This window comes from Sphingobacterium arenae (assembly GCF_014692505.1).
Taxonomy (GTDB): Bacteria; Bacteroidota; Bacteroidia; order Sphingobacteriales; family Sphingobacteriaceae; genus Sphingobacterium; species Sphingobacterium arenae.
Genome location: NZ_JACNYK010000001.1, coordinates 1087725 through 1105565 on the forward strand (window position 1 = coordinate 1087725; position 17841 = coordinate 1105565).

General features: G+C 41.9%; 11 protein-coding genes. 9 read left to right on the forward strand and 2 right to left on the reverse strand.

Features of this window, described 5'->3' with window-relative positions; genetic code table 11:
- Positions 1-6: 6 nt before the first annotated feature.
- From H8B17_RS04005 to H8B17_RS04035, 7 genes are all read left to right on the forward strand, one after another.
- Positions 7-1497 carry a RagB/SusD family nutrient uptake outer membrane protein gene (locus H8B17_RS04005; protein WP_190307848.1) on the forward strand — a complete coding sequence of 497 codons (1491 nt, stop codon included), beginning with the start codon at positions 7-9 and terminating at the stop codon, positions 1495-1497.
- A 210-nt stretch (positions 1498-1707) separates the two neighbouring features.
- Complete coding sequence (locus tag H8B17_RS04010) at positions 1708-2244, forward strand: RNA polymerase sigma-70 factor (protein ID WP_190307849.1); 537 nt, start codon at positions 1708-1710, stop codon at positions 2242-2244.
- A 191-nt stretch (positions 2245-2435) separates the two neighbouring features.
- Positions 2436-3596, forward strand: coding sequence for a FecR family protein (locus H8B17_RS04015; RefSeq protein ID WP_190307850.1), 1161 nt, complete (start codon positions 2436-2438; stop codon positions 3594-3596).
- Between the two features lie 129 nt (positions 3597-3725).
- The gene (locus tag H8B17_RS04020; protein WP_190307851.1) at positions 3726-7412 is read left to right on the forward strand and encodes a SusC/RagA family TonB-linked outer membrane protein; all 3687 of its coding nucleotides are present in this window, start codon (positions 3726-3728) and stop codon (positions 7410-7412) included.
- A 23-nt stretch (positions 7413-7435) separates the two neighbouring features.
- Complete coding sequence (locus tag H8B17_RS04025; RefSeq protein ID WP_190307852.1) at positions 7436-9025, forward strand: RagB/SusD family nutrient uptake outer membrane protein; 1590 nt, start codon at positions 7436-7438, stop codon at positions 9023-9025.
- 2 nt (positions 9026-9027) lie between these two features.
- Complete coding sequence (locus H8B17_RS04030) at positions 9028-9924, forward strand: zinc-binding metallopeptidase (RefSeq protein WP_190307853.1); 897 nt, start codon at positions 9028-9030, stop codon at positions 9922-9924.
- Between the two features lie 6 nt (positions 9925-9930).
- Positions 9931-11262 carry a DUF4302 domain-containing protein gene (locus H8B17_RS04035; RefSeq protein ID WP_190307854.1) on the forward strand — a complete coding sequence of 444 codons (1332 nt, stop codon included), beginning with the start codon at positions 9931-9933 and terminating at the stop codon, positions 11260-11262.
- Between the two features lie 787 nt (positions 11263-12049).
- Here the strand turns inward: H8B17_RS04035 and H8B17_RS04040 are convergent.
- Positions 12050-12286, reverse strand: coding sequence for a hypothetical protein (locus H8B17_RS04040; protein WP_190307855.1), 237 nt, complete (start codon positions 12284-12286; stop codon positions 12050-12052).
- Positions 12287-12630: 344 nt separating this feature from the next.
- Between H8B17_RS04040 and glk the strand changes: the two genes are divergently transcribed.
- The gene (gene glk / locus H8B17_RS04045; RefSeq protein WP_190307856.1) at positions 12631-13668 is read left to right on the forward strand and encodes a glucokinase; all 1038 of its coding nucleotides are present in this window, start codon (positions 12631-12633) and stop codon (positions 13666-13668) included.
- Here glk and H8B17_RS04050 read toward each other — a convergent pair.
- Positions 13665-14726, reverse strand: a complete 1062-nt coding sequence (locus H8B17_RS04050) for an Mrp/NBP35 family ATP-binding protein (RefSeq protein WP_190307857.1) — start codon at positions 14724-14726, stop codon at positions 13665-13667. The genes glk and H8B17_RS04050 overlap by 4 nt on opposite strands.
- A 136-nt stretch (positions 14727-14862) precedes the next feature.
- Here H8B17_RS04050 and H8B17_RS04055 point away from each other — a divergent pair, with 136 nt between their 5' ends.
- Complete coding sequence (locus tag H8B17_RS04055; RefSeq protein WP_190307858.1) at positions 14863-17763, forward strand: ligand-binding sensor domain-containing protein; 2901 nt, start codon at positions 14863-14865, stop codon at positions 17761-17763.
- Positions 17764-17841 lie beyond the last annotated feature (78 nt).

Consider the following 17841-nt stretch of genomic DNA (forward strand, 5'->3'; position numbering starts at 1 on the left):
ATTGATATGAAACTACGTTTAGTTATCCCGATACTGGGTGCTGTCCTATGGTCAGGATGCGCCGACAGATTAGAATTGATACCACCGTCAAGCGCGACTTCGATGGTTTTTTATAAAACAGAGAGTGATTTTTTACAAGCAACTAACGCGGTGTATGCCGATTTAAAATCGTATCCTACCCGGGTGTTAGACCTTTCCGAAACACGGTCGGATAATATATACGGCGTATCTGATGATGGCAAGCGTTATTGGGATGATATTAATAATCTATCTCCTTCTTTGGCTTCTAATTCCAAGGTGCAGTCTTGTTGGACGGACAATTACAGTGGAATCTTTAAAGCAAATACGTTACTAGAGCAGCTAGAAGCTGTAGGGGAAACCGTCTTAGATGAGACCATAAGCGTAAGGCTAGAGGCAGAAGGACGATTCTTGCGCGCTTTTTATTATTTTGACCTTCTAAAATCGTTTGGAAAAGTTCCCATTATTGATCGCGTTATGACAGCAGAAGAAGCTGAAAATATTGCACGGAGCCCCGTGGAAACGGTTTATGAACTAATTTTAAATGATTTGAAGTTTGCAGCTGAACATTTACCCGAATCGTATTCGGGGCAAATGATTGGGCATGCGACACGTTACGCGGCGAAAGGGTTACTTGCACTAGTTCATATGACGCGTTCTGGAGAAACCTATGGTATCGAAGGGCCGGGGTTAGGAATGAATGAATGGACGGAAGCAGCAACGCTATTAGATGAAGTCATACAGAGTGACAAATTCCGTATGTTGACGTCTTATGCGGAAATTTTTGACTACGATAACGAGAATAATGAAGAGGTTATATTTGATGTTCAATATATATCTGGTGGGCTAGGGTTGGGGGCAGAGTATCCTTCGTTATTTCTTCCCGACCGATATGTACAACAAATTGCTGGGTTTGCGGGAGGAGTAATGGTGCGCCCACCCTCAGTAAATTTGCTTTCATCTTATTCAGACGAAGATAAACGACTAGCGCTATCCGTGCAGTTCGGATTTACGGATGGTGGTCGATACGATCCCCGGCCGATGTTGGTCAAGTTTGTAGATGCAAGTAAAAAAGGCACCCGTTGGACGGATTGGCCATTAAATTTTATTGTGTTGCGTTATACAGACATCTTGCTATTGAGAGCGGAATGTATCCTTCATGGGACTCCAGGAACCATGGACGATGTTCTAGAGGTTGTGAACGCCGTGCGTACACGGGCGGGAATTGAACCTGTTCAGACGGTTAATTTGGATTTTTTAATGGAAGAGCGGAGAAGAGAGTTTATAGGTGAGGGAATACGGTGGCATGATTTGGTGCGATCTGGACAAGCAGTGTCGATTATGAATCGATGGTCCGATGAGGAAGATGACAAGAATGCCATCAATACGATGACCGAAGACTTTATTATTTATCCTGTACCGCAGGCAGAGTTAAACATCAATCCCGGGGTATACGAACAAAATAAAGGATATAATTAACAGGCAAAGACGTTGTACTGATTATGGACTGCGTATACACAGCCCCATATCGGCAAAGCCGTTATGGGGTTGTGTATTTCTATATCTATTCGTCGTTCTTTTTACACGCGGCTGAATTTTTGCAAAAATTAGCATGCAAAATATAAATTTGTATATTAGCTTTTAATTACAACTAACTTACTTCCTTTTTCAATTGTAAGCGACTTGTCCATGAAAGCTACAGATCAAGATAGGCTCCTTTTCAAAAAGCATTATCGTGCTTTATGTTATTTTGCGTGGCAAATGGTGCAAGACAAAGAGACTTCGGAAGATTTGGCACAAGACGCTTTTGTTGCCTACTTAAATAATAAAACAACACTAGCGAATGATGAAAACACCATAAAATCTTTTTTGTATACTTCGGTAAAGCACGCTGTATACAACCTAAGCCGCCATAACAAAGTCGTACGAAAATTTTGGGAACGTACGGTATTTACGGAGTCGGATGACATCGATTACGAACACCAAATTATTCGGGCGGAATTCACAATAGCTGTACACGAAGCATTAGAAAAACTCCCAGATGGCTGTCGAAAAATCATGACGATGAGTTATGTCGACGGCTACTCCAACGAAGAAATTGCCCAAGAATTACAAGTGAGCATCAATACCATCAAAACACAAAAACGTCGAGGGCTTAGTGTCCTGCGCGAAAAGCTGAATTTCAATTACTTCTGGCTGTTTGTGCTGGCGCTTAGTACATTGTGAGAATTGCACAATTCCCTCCTTAACATGAGATGCCACATATAAAATTTTGAAATATGTAGAAATATTATGTATGCAATATCCCCTCATTCAAAATTTTAAGTGGCGAGGTTTTTTGTTTCTTTTTTTCTAAAAAAAAGAAAAATAAATTTCTTGTCACCCCAAATCCTAATTTAGGTTTCTTAACTTAAATTATGGATACAAACCCATTCAATATCGCCGATATCATTGCTAAGCATTTCAGAAATGAACCGCTCGACAGCCATGAACAGCAAGCATTGGATATATGGATACAATCTCATCCTAAGAACAAGCTCTTGTTTGATGAACTCATTGCACAAAGCAGGTCCATGAAACTAGACTGGCTGGATAATCTGGATGAAGAGTCTGCTTGGCAACGTATCGAAAAGAAGCGTGGAAAAAAGCGTAGAAAACAGTTTGTTTGGCGTGTGGCAGCGACTATTGCACTCATTTGCTCTTTAAGTTTATGTTTATGGTTTCTTAGGACGGATATCAACGATGAAAAAGAAGCTGCTGCTCAAGCGCTCCATATAGCGGCAGATGATGTAAGTCCAGCTCTTTTAGGAGCTAAAATCATCCTCGCAAATGGTAAAGAGGTGAAAGTAGACGATACGCTTAATATCGCTTCGAGTTCAGCTATTATAGAGAATGAATTAGACTTTTCTAATGAGTCTGTTACACGCGAACTCATTTTCCATACGTTGGTCGTTCCTGCTGCCAATTTCTTCAAGATAACCTTATCGGATGGAACAGCCGTGTGGGTCAATGCCGCGAGTGAACTCCGGTTTCCGGAGCATTTCGGAGATGCTGAACGACGTGTATATCTAAAAGGCGAGGCCTATTTTGAAGTGACAAAAGATACGGAAAGACCATTCTTTGTGGAAACGGAAGAAGTTGATATTCGTGTATTGGGAACACATTTTAACGTATCTGCTTATGGGAAGAATGTCAAAACTTCATTGACAGAAGGGAGTGTGAAGGTAATTAATGAGGCACGATCTGTGGTCATTGCACCCGGACAAAGTGCGGAGTGGAGCGATGGAGATTTAAAAGTAAGAACAACTAACTTACAACGAGATCTTGCCTGGAAAAATAACGTTTTCTATTTTAAGAATGATCATATTGTCAATATTGCCAACCAGCTGAAACGCTGGTATAATATAGATATTTCTTTATCACAGGATGTGGTGTTACATAATACTTATTCCGGTGAAATCGGGCGGGATGTCAATCTATCTGAAGTATTGACCATGTTGGCATTTGTCAGCGATCTAAAATTTACACTAAACTCTAATAAATTATTAATCACTAAACAAGAACCAATGATGAAATAGAAATTTACGACAACAAACGAAACAAATGATGTTTAACAAGAAACAGGGATGTTGCAGCACCCCTGTTGAAATCAAGTTAAATTTAAATAAAGCAATGAACCTTACACATTAACTCAATTACTCAAATGTATGAATTACTTCTTATTTGACAAAAGGCGACAAGAAGCATGGATGCCGTCTATTGTCTTAATTATCCGGACGATGAAGATTACAACTTTTCTCCTGCTGGTTTTCATGACCTGTGCTTATGCAGAAGGAACTGCACAGAAAGTGTCATTATCATTAAAGAATGCGAAGTTGGATGACGCTTTTCAGCAAATTAGTAAACAAACAAACCTCAAGTTTTTGTACAGTGACGATGTGATCACTAAATCATCGCGTGTTAGCCTTAACGTACGTGCAACGGATGTAGAAGATGTACTTCACATGATGTTGCCGGAAGCAAATTATTCCTTTAAGGTTATCGCAGGTACAGTTAGCGTAAATTATCGGGAAACTGCCCCGGTTGTGAAAAAGACTACGATTAGCGAGCAAGATATAGTCACTGGTAGCGTGACTTCAATGAACGGAGAGCCCCTAGCCGGTGTTTCCATTGGCATAAAAGGAACTTCACAAGGCACTACTACGAATGAGAACGGTAACTTTTCAATTAGTGTTCCCAGTGGAAATATATTGACGTTCCGTTATGTTGGCTATTTGACGAGAGACATACCTGTGGGCAATCAACGAACATTGAATGTGCAGTTGATAGCAGAAGACCAAGCGATTGAAGAAGTCGTTGTAACGGGAATGGGACAACGAGTGGACCGTCGTCTGTTTACCGGAGCGACATCGCAAATTTCCGGCGACGCTGCGCAGATCGGTGGACAAATTGATCCAAGTCGTGGATTGGAAGGCCGTGTGGCCGGAGTCTCGGTACAAAACGTAACGGGTACATTCGGTACAGCACCGAAAATTCGCGTGCGTGGGGCGACATCAATCTATGGTGCCTCAAAACCACTATGGGTTATTGACGGCGTCATTATAGAAGATGTGGCCGACGTCAATGCAGATGCCCTTTCTTCTGGAGACGCCTTAACGTTAATCAGTTCTGCCGTAGCTGGATTGAATGCGCACGATATTGAATCCTTTCAGATTTTGAAAGATGGTTCCGCAACCTCCATATACGGTGCAAGAGCGATGGCGGGGGTAATCGTTATCACGACGAAAAAAGGAACAGCCGGGCGTAGCTCGTTGAACTATACCGGCGAATATACCACGCGTGCGACACCCCGTTACGGTGAATTTAATATTATGAACTCGCAGCAGCAAATGTCGGTCTATCAAGATATGTATAATAAGGGCTACATCCGTTTTGCCGATGTACTGACCAACGATAATAGTGGGGTGTATGGTGATCTTTACCGGAAAATTCAGAACGGCGAAATCCCGAACGATCTGTTTACGAGTAGACACTACGTTAATGATTTTCTACGCGAAGCAGAATACCGGAATACCGATTGGTTTAGCGAATTGTTCGAACCGAGTTTACAGCATAATCACGCAGTAAGTATGTCGTCCGGTACCGAAAAATCGCAGTACTATTCTTCCGTTAGTGCATTAGTAGATCCTGGATGGACGAAGCGTAGTAAAGTTAACCGGTATACGGGTAATTTGAACGCGAACTACAACATTTCAGATAACTTACGCTTGAATATTATTACAAATGGATCGTACCGCCAGCAGCAGGCCCCGGGAACCTTGGGACAAAGTATGGACGTGGTATTTGGTGAAGTGAAGCGCGATTTCGACATCAATCCCTATGCTTATGCGATGAACACCTCACGTACGCTTGATCCAGCGGTTTTCTATACCCGTAATTATGCACCGTTTAACATTCTGCATGAATTGGAAAACAATTACATGGATATCAATGTAGCCGATTTGCGTTTTCAAGGAGACTTGAAGTGGAAAATTATTCCCGAATTGGAAGTTGGTGCTTTTGGATCGGTGCGCTATCAGTCGACCGCACAGCACCATTACGTGAAAGATCTTTCCAATCAGGCGATGGCTTATCGGGCAGGGCTGGATCCTTTGAATACGACAATACGGGATAAAAACCCATTCTTGTATACTGATCCGGATAATCCGTTTGCATTGCCGATTTCCGTATTACCAGAAGGAGGTATCTATAATCGAACAGATTATACGATGTTTGAGCAATTATTCCGATTTACTGCACAGTATAATAAAACCTTTAATCAAGATCACACGGTGAGTGTATTTGCGGGGTCTGAGGTTACTGCTTCAGATAGAAACAATACCTGGTTCAGGGGTTGGGGTTTGCAGTATGAGCTTGGTGAAAGCCCTTTTACTGATTATCAGGTGTTTAAAAGGGGGCAAGAAGAAAACTCGCCATATTTCCATGTCAACAGGAATAAAGACAACGACCCGACCAGTACACGTTACAAGCAAGCCGCATTTTTCACCAACTTGACCTATGCGTACGCAGGCAAGTATATCTTGAACGGTACTTTTCGGTATGAAGGGGCCAATAAATTGGGAGAGGCGACCTCCGCGCGCTGGATGCCGAGTTTCAACATATCTGGCGCATGGAATATGCACGAAGAAAAATTCTTCGAACAGTTAACACCAACGTTATCACATCTCATGTTAAAAGCTTCCTATAGCTTGACAGGGGATCGGGGACCGGCAGATGTGACCAATTCACATGCTGTGTATGCGTCCTATAATCCGTGGCGTCCGTCTGCTGGAGATACAGAATCAGGTCTACAGATCTTAGATTTAGCAAATAACGAGCTGACCTATGAGAAAAAACATGAACTGAATCTCGGCGCCTCGATAGGTTTTTTGGACAATCGGATTAATATGGAATTCGACTGGTTTAAGCGTAACAACTTCGACCTGATTGGTGTCGTAAACACCCAAGGTCTAGGCGGAATTATTTCAAAAATGGGAAATGTCGCCGATATGAAATCTCATGGAGCAGAGTTAAGTTTAACCGGAAATATTTTTCGCGATAGGGCTTTTAAATGGACGTCAAATTTGATTTACTCTAATGTAAAGACTAAAGTAACCCGTTTGGATACACGTAGTAGAGTTTTTGATCTCATAACCGGTACAGGTTTCGCGCTAGAAGATGGGCCGGTGAGAGGCTTGCATTCTGTTCCTTTTGTTCGTTTGAATAACGAAGGTTTGCCTATCTTCTTAGGGCCAGATAATGAAGAAACGATTACCGATATTTATTTCCAGGAGCGAGATAGAATTGACTATCTGAAATATGAGGGGCCGACAGATCCTATTCATACTGGTGGTTGGGGTAACCAGTTCAACTATAAGAATATTGGTTTGAATGTGTTTTTTACCTATTCTTTTGGTAACGTGGTACGTTTGAATCCAGTCTTCGATCATGAGTATGATGATCTAGCTTCTTCGACAAAGGAATTTGCAGACCGTTGGATGGTTCCGGGCGACGAAGCGTTTACGAATGTGCCGATTATCGCCTCGAAAGGCCAGAACCGTGCATACAGCGAGAATTTGGAATTTGCTTACAATACCTACAACTATTCCTCTGTACGTGTGGCAAAAGGAGATTTTATACGCTTAAAAGATGTCTCGTTATCCTACGAATTACCGAAAGAATGGTTAAGTGCATGGAAGGTGAACTCACTGGGTTTGCGCTTTAACGCAACGAACCTCTTTTTGTTGTATGCAGATAAGAAACTCAATGGACAGGATCCAGAGTTCGTAAATGCCGGTGGTGTGGCTGCGCCAATGGCGAGACAATATACCCTGACCCTCCGCTTGGGATTGTAGTGTAAACTTTAAGTTTTAGTGAAATGAAAAGAAAGAATAAAATATATATAACAATAGCCCTTCTAGGTGGTCTTAGCTTTTCTTCTTGTGGCAAATTTTTGGACGAGATGCCGGACAACCGGGCAAAATTGGACACGGAAGAGAAAATAGATAAGATCTTAGTCTCTGCATATCCGGCTACTGCTTATTTAGTGTCGGCAGAATTCTCCTCCGACAATATTGATGATTATGGCGCGACCAATCCGTATAGTGAGCGGGACCTGGAACAATTGTTCCGTTGGCAGGATGTGACGGAAGATACAAACGATAGCCCAAAGCAAGTTTGGGAGGCATGTTATTCGGCGATTAGTAGTGCCAATGCAGCCTTGGCGGCTATTGAAGAATTTGAAAATCCGTCAACTTTGGATGCGCAACGGGGTGAAGCTTTGGCGGCACGTGCTTATGCCCACTTTATTTTGGTGAATTTGTTTGCGCAACATTACCATCCAGACTATGCAACAAGCGATTTAGGGGTGACGTATATGTTGGAACCCGAGGATGGGCTTGATCCCAAATATGAGCGTAATACGGTCCAGGAAGTCTATGATTTTATGCTACGGGATCTGGAAGAAGCATTACCATTAATTGACGATTCTTCCTATGGATCCACACCTAAATATCATATGAACTCTAGGGCAACTAACGCATTAGCAGCTAGAATTTGTTTGTATATACGGGATTGGGAAAAGGCGGCTGCGTATGCTACAGCGGCTATTGGCAACAATCCAAGGGCTTTATTGCGGGATAACCGAGGGATCGCTGCCAATGCGGTAGGTGAAGTGACGGATTTGGCTATTTATTATAACAGGAGCTCGATAAAGGCAAATTTGATGCTAGCCACTGCGGGGACTAACCATGGTTTATATTTTGGTGCTTTTTATACAGGAGCACGTTTTTCGCACGGGGCATTTATCAGCAATACCGAAACCATGTTGGCAGAATCACCGTATGGTAAACGCGCTGCCAATTCATATATTCCCCGGGTTTTTGTTTATGCAGGAACCAATTTGGACAAACATTTGTTACCACGTGTTTCCTATCAGTTCGAGATGTTGGACCCTGCCGCAGGTACCGGTTATCGCAGAGGGGTGTACGCGCCATTTACTACCGAGGAGACAATGTTGGTTCGTGCGGAAGCGCTAATTCATCTGAAGCGTTACGAGGAAGCGATTGTGGATATGAAACGCTGGGTTGATAATACGCTTACCAGTCCACCGGCGACCTTCACTGTGACGAGCATTAATGAATGGGCGGATGGCCTGGAATATTTTACAGCTCGTAATCCTACACCGAAGAAACGTTTTAATCCAGAGATGATTGCGGTCGAAACAGGAACGCAAGAAAACATGCTTCATGCCTTGCTGTATATCCGTCGGATCGAAACCATGCATATGGGACTTCGTTGGTTTGATGTCAAGCGTTATGGTATCGAAGTTGAGCGTAGGTTGATTACGTCGGGAACCACCGTTGCCGCAGTAGAAAGCGAAACGAAATTAGTAGCACGTGATAACAGGGCGGCTTTACAGTTGCCATTAGAGGTTATCGCAGCAGGTTTAACCCCTAATCCAAGATAATTATGAATTTCTTTAATAAAATAAGTATCCTCTTTTTGGCTGTCGGAATGGCTTGCTCGTGTTCGGAGGATAAGCTTGACCCAGAAAGCATCTTAGTAGATTTAGATATTGAACAAAATGAACTGGATAATTATATCCAAAATCAATTTACCGACGATTATAACATTTCGATCGTATATAAATTTGTCGAACCGGAATCAGATTACGATTACAATTTAAGTCCGGCGAATTACGAAAGTGCCGTGCGCATCACGAGACTTTTGCATTATCTAGGCATAGAACCCTATGATAGGATTGTCGGAAACAAAGATTTTATTCGGGCCTATTTTCCGAAACTGTTGAACTATATCGGTTCCCCAGCATACAGGAACAACGGTACCATGGTGCTCGGAACGGCGGAAGGAGGAGTTAAAATAACCTTGTATGCATTGAACCAACTTACCGAAGAAAGAAGTACGAATGTTGCTTTTCTAAATCGGTATTATTTCCATACCATGCATCATGAGTTTGCACATATCCTGCATCAGAATAAGGATTATCCAGCCTCGTTTAGGGAAATATCAGGATCAGGGTATGTAGGCGATGCTTGGAATGATGTGTACGAAGGTGACGATGTGGCAGGAGCAGCAGCAGATGGATTTATATCACCTTATGCGTCAAAAGAAGCTAATGAGGACTTCGTTGAAACGTATTCTTATTATATCACCCTAACTCCCGAGCAATGGGAGGTGCGTATCAGTAGCGGAAGCGAGGAAGGTATGGAAATAATCGAGGAGAAATTGGATATCGTACGAACCTATTTCGAAACGGTTTGGAATATCGATCTAGATGTGTTGCGCGATGAGATATTGCGTAGACAAGAGGCTTTGCCTGAATTTGATCAGTTATCTTTAAATTAGGTTATTATGAAATTGAAATATATCATATTTATATTTTTGCTTCCTGTTTTATTCTTCTTCGCATGTAAGCGAGAAGAGGACCCTATCTTCGAGCAGAACGCCTCTGCTAAGATGACCGAAGCGATAGTTCATGCATACGAGGTTTTGCAGGGAAATAAAGAAGGCTGGGTAATGAAATTTTATCCAAGCAATAATCAAGAGTTTGGGGGATATACCATTTTTACCAAATTCTCATCCAATGCTCAAGTTATCGTCGCGTCGGATGCTGTGGAAACGCCAGGAACTAGCACCTACGCGGTGGTACACGACTCGGGACCTGTTTTAACTTTTAATGGCTATAATAAAGCAATTCACTGGTTTTCTGAACCCGGAATGGATAACGGTGGTGTTTTTACCCCTCCAGGGGAAGGTATTGGTGCCGATGATACGGGAATGAAGGGAGATTATGAATTTATCGTCTTGGCGGCGACACCGGATTCAGTTGTACTGAAGGGTAAGAAAAGCGGTACGGAGGTTGTAATGCTTCCCTTAAGTGATCGTAATTTTGAAGAGGAGGCTTCTTTATATCGTGAAGCTGCTATTCGGTTTAGTCAGTTTGGTGTTTTTAAATTGGAAGATGCTTCTGGGGAAATGTTAGATTTACCTTACTCTTCTCCTATACGCATTTTCCGTAATCCTAAGGATGCTAGCGGTAAGCAAATGTCTTTTCGCGTTGTTCCGGACGGATTGGAGTTTTATGAGGAGCAGGAAATGGAAGGTGTAACATTTAAGACCTTAAAATTCGTGGAACCTACGTCTGCTTATCCTTATGGCTATTATACTAATGATAATACGACTTTTAAGATTGTGCCAGACGTGACGCCGTTGAATTTGTGGTTTGCTAGTAAAGAGTGGTATATGGCGTATAGTAAAGTTGGCCCGACCGGACGAACTTATTGGGATAATGCGAGAACCGCCCTCGAATCCAATGGTTTGCAGCTGAATGAGTTTAGTATTGGTTCAATCGCAGGCCTTTCTGGCGTTACGTCTTATCTATTAAACAATTATACGATAGGAGGACTGATAACACATAACCTTGTGCCGGTTCCAGGAACAACAGATCAGGTGAGAATCTCGCTTGCTGGATCTATCTATACCTATACGGGGATGACTTTTGGAGTAGCATACTGGAACGCAGGGTTAAATCAGTTTACTACGCCATTCAATAATCGTACTTTTGTGATTACTACTTTGGATGCACTAGATCGACCTAAGTCAATTTTGTTAACGGATACACAGATTCCAACGAATACGTTTGAATTGACGCTGGATGCAATCACAGATCCATTTAATAATTAATTTGTGTTTGTTATAAAAACATAGGGGAGTTAACAAGACTCTCCTATGTTAATGAATTATATCTATACAACCTTATTTTTATGAAAAAAATTATTGTTTTATCGAAATTAGTAATATTGGTTTTTATGATATTTTCATCTTGTCAATCCGTGATTGAAAATAGGGATTTGTACCCAGTTGAAAATGTGTTATTTTCCAACGACGGACTAATTATAAGTAGTCCTGATGCTTTGGTTTATAATAATCCTGTGCCTCAACAATCATTAGCCTAACCTTTTTATGATAGGGAGATAACAAATAAAAACATTGCTTATGATGAGAATATTGTTTGGATTACATATTGCAGTCACTGTATTTTTGATTCTAAATCGGATATTGTATTTGGTGTGGCCGGAAAGTTTTATGGTAACCATCTTTGGCGTATTATGGGAACTTTGTATCATACCTATTATTGGTCTTATCTTGTTCAGTGTCGCTATGCTGGTTATGAAACTATTTAAAAAAGATTTTTCACTATATATTCCAGTAATGTTATCGGTAGTGTTTAATATTTTTTTACTAATTATATTGCCGTATCTTATGGAATAGAACGATTTATCATAATATGATTTCCTGAAATATCATAATATTTAAGGATTGTGATCCAGTAATATTATGATATTCACGGATTGTAATCCTGTGAAGTTATAATAATTACGAATGAATAGTGAAGCTGGCAAATATCTTTTTTACATTTCTCTCTTTATTTCCCACTCCGCAACTTCGCCAACCCTTTAATAAAACTCAGCTACCGATACTTATCTGGCATGGCATCAATAACCGACTTAAAAGACTGATAAATCTCTTGACTCGTTATCCGGTGATGTAAGATAAACGGGATGATAACGTTATTAGCATGCTCAATTAAAAATCGTTTTTCTTCCTTTTCGTATTGGGGTAAAATCGTGCTTGTCCACAAAAGCCCCATTTTGTACATGTACATAGCGTCTACCGCAATGTAATTAACGTCTATGTACAGTGACATAATCAACAAGTCAATGTAGCTGTCGGCTATGTCACGTTACATAACCTATTTGTTGCGTGACATAACCGACATGTCACATTACAAAATAGACTTGTTGCGTGCATGCATTGCAAAGGCACAGTACTTAGCCCAATACTCAGAGAACATATGCGCAATCTACCCTGACAAAATGAACAATGCACCGAAGATAGCCGCTTTGTCAAGGAACAAAATCTAATCGTTCCGTGCGGGCATGCACATGTATAAGTACATAATGGCTAAGAAAAACTTGTTTTTAATAAGATAGATAACACGGTTGCTTCCTCTAGAAAATATTCGTATTATAGCGTAACAATCAAGGAGCTATGTCATATAGATTTTATTTGCCACGCAAAGAGGAAGGTTCCCAAAAGGGAAAGAAAATTTTGGCTGTCGATATAGGCGGAACTAAAACGATTTTTGGTGTTTTTGAGGTAAACGATAACGCACTTTCCCTCCTACGGGAAGAAACATTCGGGTCCCGTTCGATGGGAACATTTGAAGAAATTCTACAGAAATTTCTTGCCGGAAAGAAGGATGATAGACCAGATGTGCTATCGATCGGTGTGGCGGGGCCTGTATTGGGAAATAAAGTCACATTGACCAATCTCGCTTGGGAGTTGGATGCTACGGCGTTAAAAACTGAATTTGATATGGATAAAGTGTCGATTATCAATGACTTGGAAGCTACAGCGTATGGTTTAGTAGGATTAAGTCCAGAAGATACCATACCCTTGTTTGAAAGTACAGACACGACCTCTGGCAATATGGCGGTATTGGCTCCCGGAACGGGATTGGGTGAGGCTGGTATATTTTGGGACGGGTCCTTCCATCGCCCATTTGCAACCGAAGGTGGCCATAGCGAATTTGCACCACGCACAGAGCTCGATGTGGAACTATTGAAATATCTGCAGCAAGAAGATGAAATCATTAGCTGGGAACATGTGGTATCCGGGCCGGGGATATACCGGATATATAAATTCCTTCGCGATGCCAAAGGGCACAAGGAACCTACTTGGTTGAAAGAAAACTTCAAAAATAACGATAACCCGGCGGCGGTAATCAGCCATGCTGCTATGCGGGAGCTGGATGCGACTTGTAGTTTGGCGATGGACTTATTCGTAAGTTATATGGCGCGCGAGTCGGCGAGTCTGGTGCTGAAGCATAAAGCTGTAGGAGGCTTATGGTTAGGAGGAGGGATTCCACCGAGGATATTTCCGTTGTTGAAAAAAGACCTTTTCCGGGAACAGTTCATTCAAAATGCACATATGAAACAACTGTTGGAAAAGGTCTCTATCCGTGTTATTTTAAATAGCCAAGCGGCATTGATCGGTGCCGGTTATTATGGCGCTTTTGGTGCTTAACCCACTTGATTTGCTAATATGCTCAATTCTTGCGCCGTACGGCCGGCTATTTCTTTAAAGGCGTTGACAACAGGCTCATCCGCATCTAAAAGGATAGGAAAGCCATTGTCACCTGCATCGGCAACAGCTTTTACCAGCGGTATTTCGCCTAAGAAGGGAACATTGTTGTCTTCTGCCAGCCGTTTTCCACCATCTTTGCCAAAGATATAATACTTGTTGTCCGGTAATTCGGCAGGCGTGAAATACGACATGTTCTCGACAATACCAATGATGGGGATATGAATACCGTCCATGCGGAACATCGCCATCCCTTTCATCGTATCAGCTAAGGCAACTTGTTGTGGTGTCGTCACGATAACAGCACCCGAAATAGGATACGACTGCGCTACAGTGATATGGATATCACCTGTGCCTGGAGGCATATCGACAACCAGATAATCCAAGTCGCCCCAGTGTGCATCGCCAAAGAGCTGTTTGATAGCCGATGTTGCCATGGGTCCACGCCAAGGAATAGGTTGGTTGGGGTCGGTGAAAAAACCAATAGATAATAACTTTAATCCGAATTTTTCTACCGGCGCTATTTTTTGTTTGCCGTTAATTTGAATGGATTCCGGGCGAGTACCTTCTAACCCGAACATGAGGGGTAAGGAAGGGCCATAGATATCAGCGTCCAACAAACCGGTTTTTGCACCGCTTTCCGCCAAGGCCAATGCTAAGTTACTCGCCACAGTCGATTTACCTACCCCGCCTTTACCGGATGAAACCAAAACTATATTTTTAATGCCATCCAATTGTGCAGATTCAACACCCACAACGCGCGAGGTCATATTAATATCTACAGTAGCCTCCTTGCTTACAAAAAGGCCAATAGCATTCCGACAGGCGTGTTCGATATGTCCCTTTAAAGGACAGGCGGGCGTCGTTAACACGACATCAAACTTAATCTTGTCGGGTAGGATTTCTATATTTTGAATCATGTTCAATGTCACCAAATCTTTCTTGAGATCGGGCTCTTCTACGTGACTCAAAGCGTGTAATATCTGTTCTTTTGTAATCATGACCATGGTTTGTTACCTTACAAATTTACACATTGAAAGAGAGAATCATGTCATCGATTTGTTGTTAAGCTAAATTGTCATCTTAGGGGATTTTGCTATCTTCGTTTACCAATGCTAACGATATAGCCATATACGAATGAGTAGATATATAATTCTTCTTTCGATTTTAATTATAATTTTGGGTGGAAAAATCTACGCGCAACGTACGATTGCGATGCCCCAGATTGTAAACTATCCCAGTAAGGTTTATCGCGGAGGTGTCCAAAACTGGGGTGTAACGCAGGATACGCAGGGGATCCTATATTTTGGTAATAACGAGGGGTTGCTTTCTTTTGATGGACGGTATTGGCATGTTTATCCGTTACCCAATTCCACGATTGTGCGGTCCGTTTGTTTTGATGGTCATAGAAGGATTTATGTGGGAGGACAAGATGAAATAGGTTACTTCCAAGCCGATGAAAGGGGTACCTTGGTCTACCATTCCTTAGTGGGGGAAATCCCGGAGAAAGAAAGGCAGTTTGCGGATGTATGGCATATTGCTATATCAGGAGAGCACGTCTTTTTTCAAGCTAATAACCATATTTTTCATCATTATCAAGACAAAATCAGTGTGGATCGACCGCACAGTAGTTGGCAGTATATGACATCCGTTGGGGAGGATGTTTATGCCCAAGATATGGAAAGAGGGCTTCTACATTATGAAGAGGGCATTTGGAAGCCGACCGCCATAGAGAGCACGCTGAAAGAAGGAGCGATCATTACCGGTGTCGTATCTTATGCTGCTGACACCTTATTGGTTGCGACGATGAAAGATGGTCTTTTTTACCTAGCAAATGGTCATTTTGTTCCGAAAGTAACGTCTATGGGGCCGCGGTTTTCGACAAATCGGATTTCAAGCATCCGGTTTTTGGGGAATGATCTGTTTGCCCTCAGCATGTATCCCGGCGGTATGTTGATTATGGACAAAAGGGGCGAGGTCGTTCAACGATATAGTTACGGAGAGGGTTTGCAGACAAATAACATCCGCGATATCTTTAAAGACAGAAACGGTAATCTATGGTTAGCTTTGGATGATGGCATTGATTACATTGCAGTCAATAGTGCCATCAAATATATTTATCCCGATCAACACACAAAATTAGGAACATATAGCGTTCGTATTTTTAACCATAAGCTGTATCTTGGAACGTCCAATGGTTTATATGTTACACCTTATGTGGGCAATGCTTTGGATAATATCGGCATGTCGGAGGCGCAGTTCGAAAAGGTGCGGCACAGTGATGGGCAGATATGGTCTATCCAAGAGGTGAACGGACGCTTGTTGATCGGACATGAAGAGGGAAGTTTTGAAGTAAGAGACGGAAGTGTACGGCCTATCCATACAAACACGGGAATCTGGACATATCAAGCGGCTTCGCGGGTTTCTCCATCCCGGGATGTTGTGGTCGGTTCCTATTTGGGGTTAAGGCATCTTGTATTCGACGGTCAGCATTTTGTGGACGATGGACATATAGACGGTTCAGATGAATCGTTAAGATTTGTCTATTACGATGATAAAAATCACGTAGTATGGGTGTCACACCCTTATCGGGGCGTTTTTAAGTTATCTTTATCGCCAGACTTTAAGAAAATTATCCGGCAGAAGCAATATGACGTAGCCGAAGGGTTACCCGCTAGGTTGCACAACTACGTATTTCATATTCGAAATGATATTGTTGTTTCGACACCCAAAGGGGTGTATATGTACGATGGCGAAACGGATGCTTTTATATCAGCAAAACAATATCAGGCGCTTGTTGATATGCCCATTCAATACATGACGGAGGATAAGATGGGAAATGTATGGTTTGCCAGCAATAAAAGACTAGGCGTACTCGACTTTTCTCGTCCACTAGAAGAATATCCGTATACGGTTTCTTATTTCCCAGAATTGAATGGCGAAATATTAGGTGGGTTTGAATCGGTCTACGTCCATGATACAGAGAATGTATTTATAAGTGGACAAAAGGGGGGCATTTTACTTAATTACACCGCCTATCAGGAACGTGCATCCAAACCCAATATGCTACTCCGTACAGTAAAAGCGTTTGATAGCGATAAAAAAGAGCAGCTGTTGTTTGGGGGGTATCGCTATCAAGATGTCTCCCATACAAAACTGCGCTACGTTTTTAATTCCCTTCAATTTAATTTTAGTTCGACCATGTATGACCAACAGGACCAGGTGGAGTTCCGTTATATGTTGGAGGGGCTAGAAACAAAATGGTCGGCATGGAGCAATAGGAGTGAAAAAGAATACACCAATTTACCGGCAGGTACATATGTTTTTAGGGTGAAGTCCCGAAACGGGATGGGGAACGAATCAGAGGAACAGACATTTTCTTTTCGTGTTATGCCGCCTTGGTATGCTCATCCGGTTAGTTATGCACTGTATGCTGGATTGTTGCTCGTATTTATTTTTTGGCTGCTGCGTATACAACGAAAAAAATTAAAAGAAAGACACCGGGATGAACTACATGTAAGGCAGTTAGAAATTGAGAAGAAAGAGAAAGAGGTTATCAAGCTCCGCAATGAAAAATTGGAAACAGAACTTGGTTTCAAGGATAAAGAACTGGCAAATTTGACGATGAATATCATTCAGCGAGGCGAGGTATTGAGTAAGATTAAAGACAACATTACCCAAACCATGAACCGTTTGGAAGATAAAGAAACGCAACAAAACTTCAAGCAATTGATTCGACTTATCCGATCTGCGGAAAGAACAAATGAGGATTGGGAAAAGTTTAATGCGCATATCCACTATGCCAATGAAAATTTCTTCGGGAGGCTTAAAAAACAACACCCTGACCTGACTGCACATGAATTGAAATTATGTGCCTTGCTACGGATGAATCTGCTCTCCAAAGAAATTGCGCAGCTCCTGCACGTCACTGTCAAAGCAGTAGAAGTAAGCCGTTACCGTTTACGCAAGAAATTAAAGATCGATTCGGAAGTTAATCTCTATGATTATTTGATGCAGTATACGACTGTTGACGTGTAACCCCCAAACGTTAATAGAACATCAAGAACCTGCCCAAGGATAGTGTGTCATCATGATGAATAACGATTATGCGCTTTG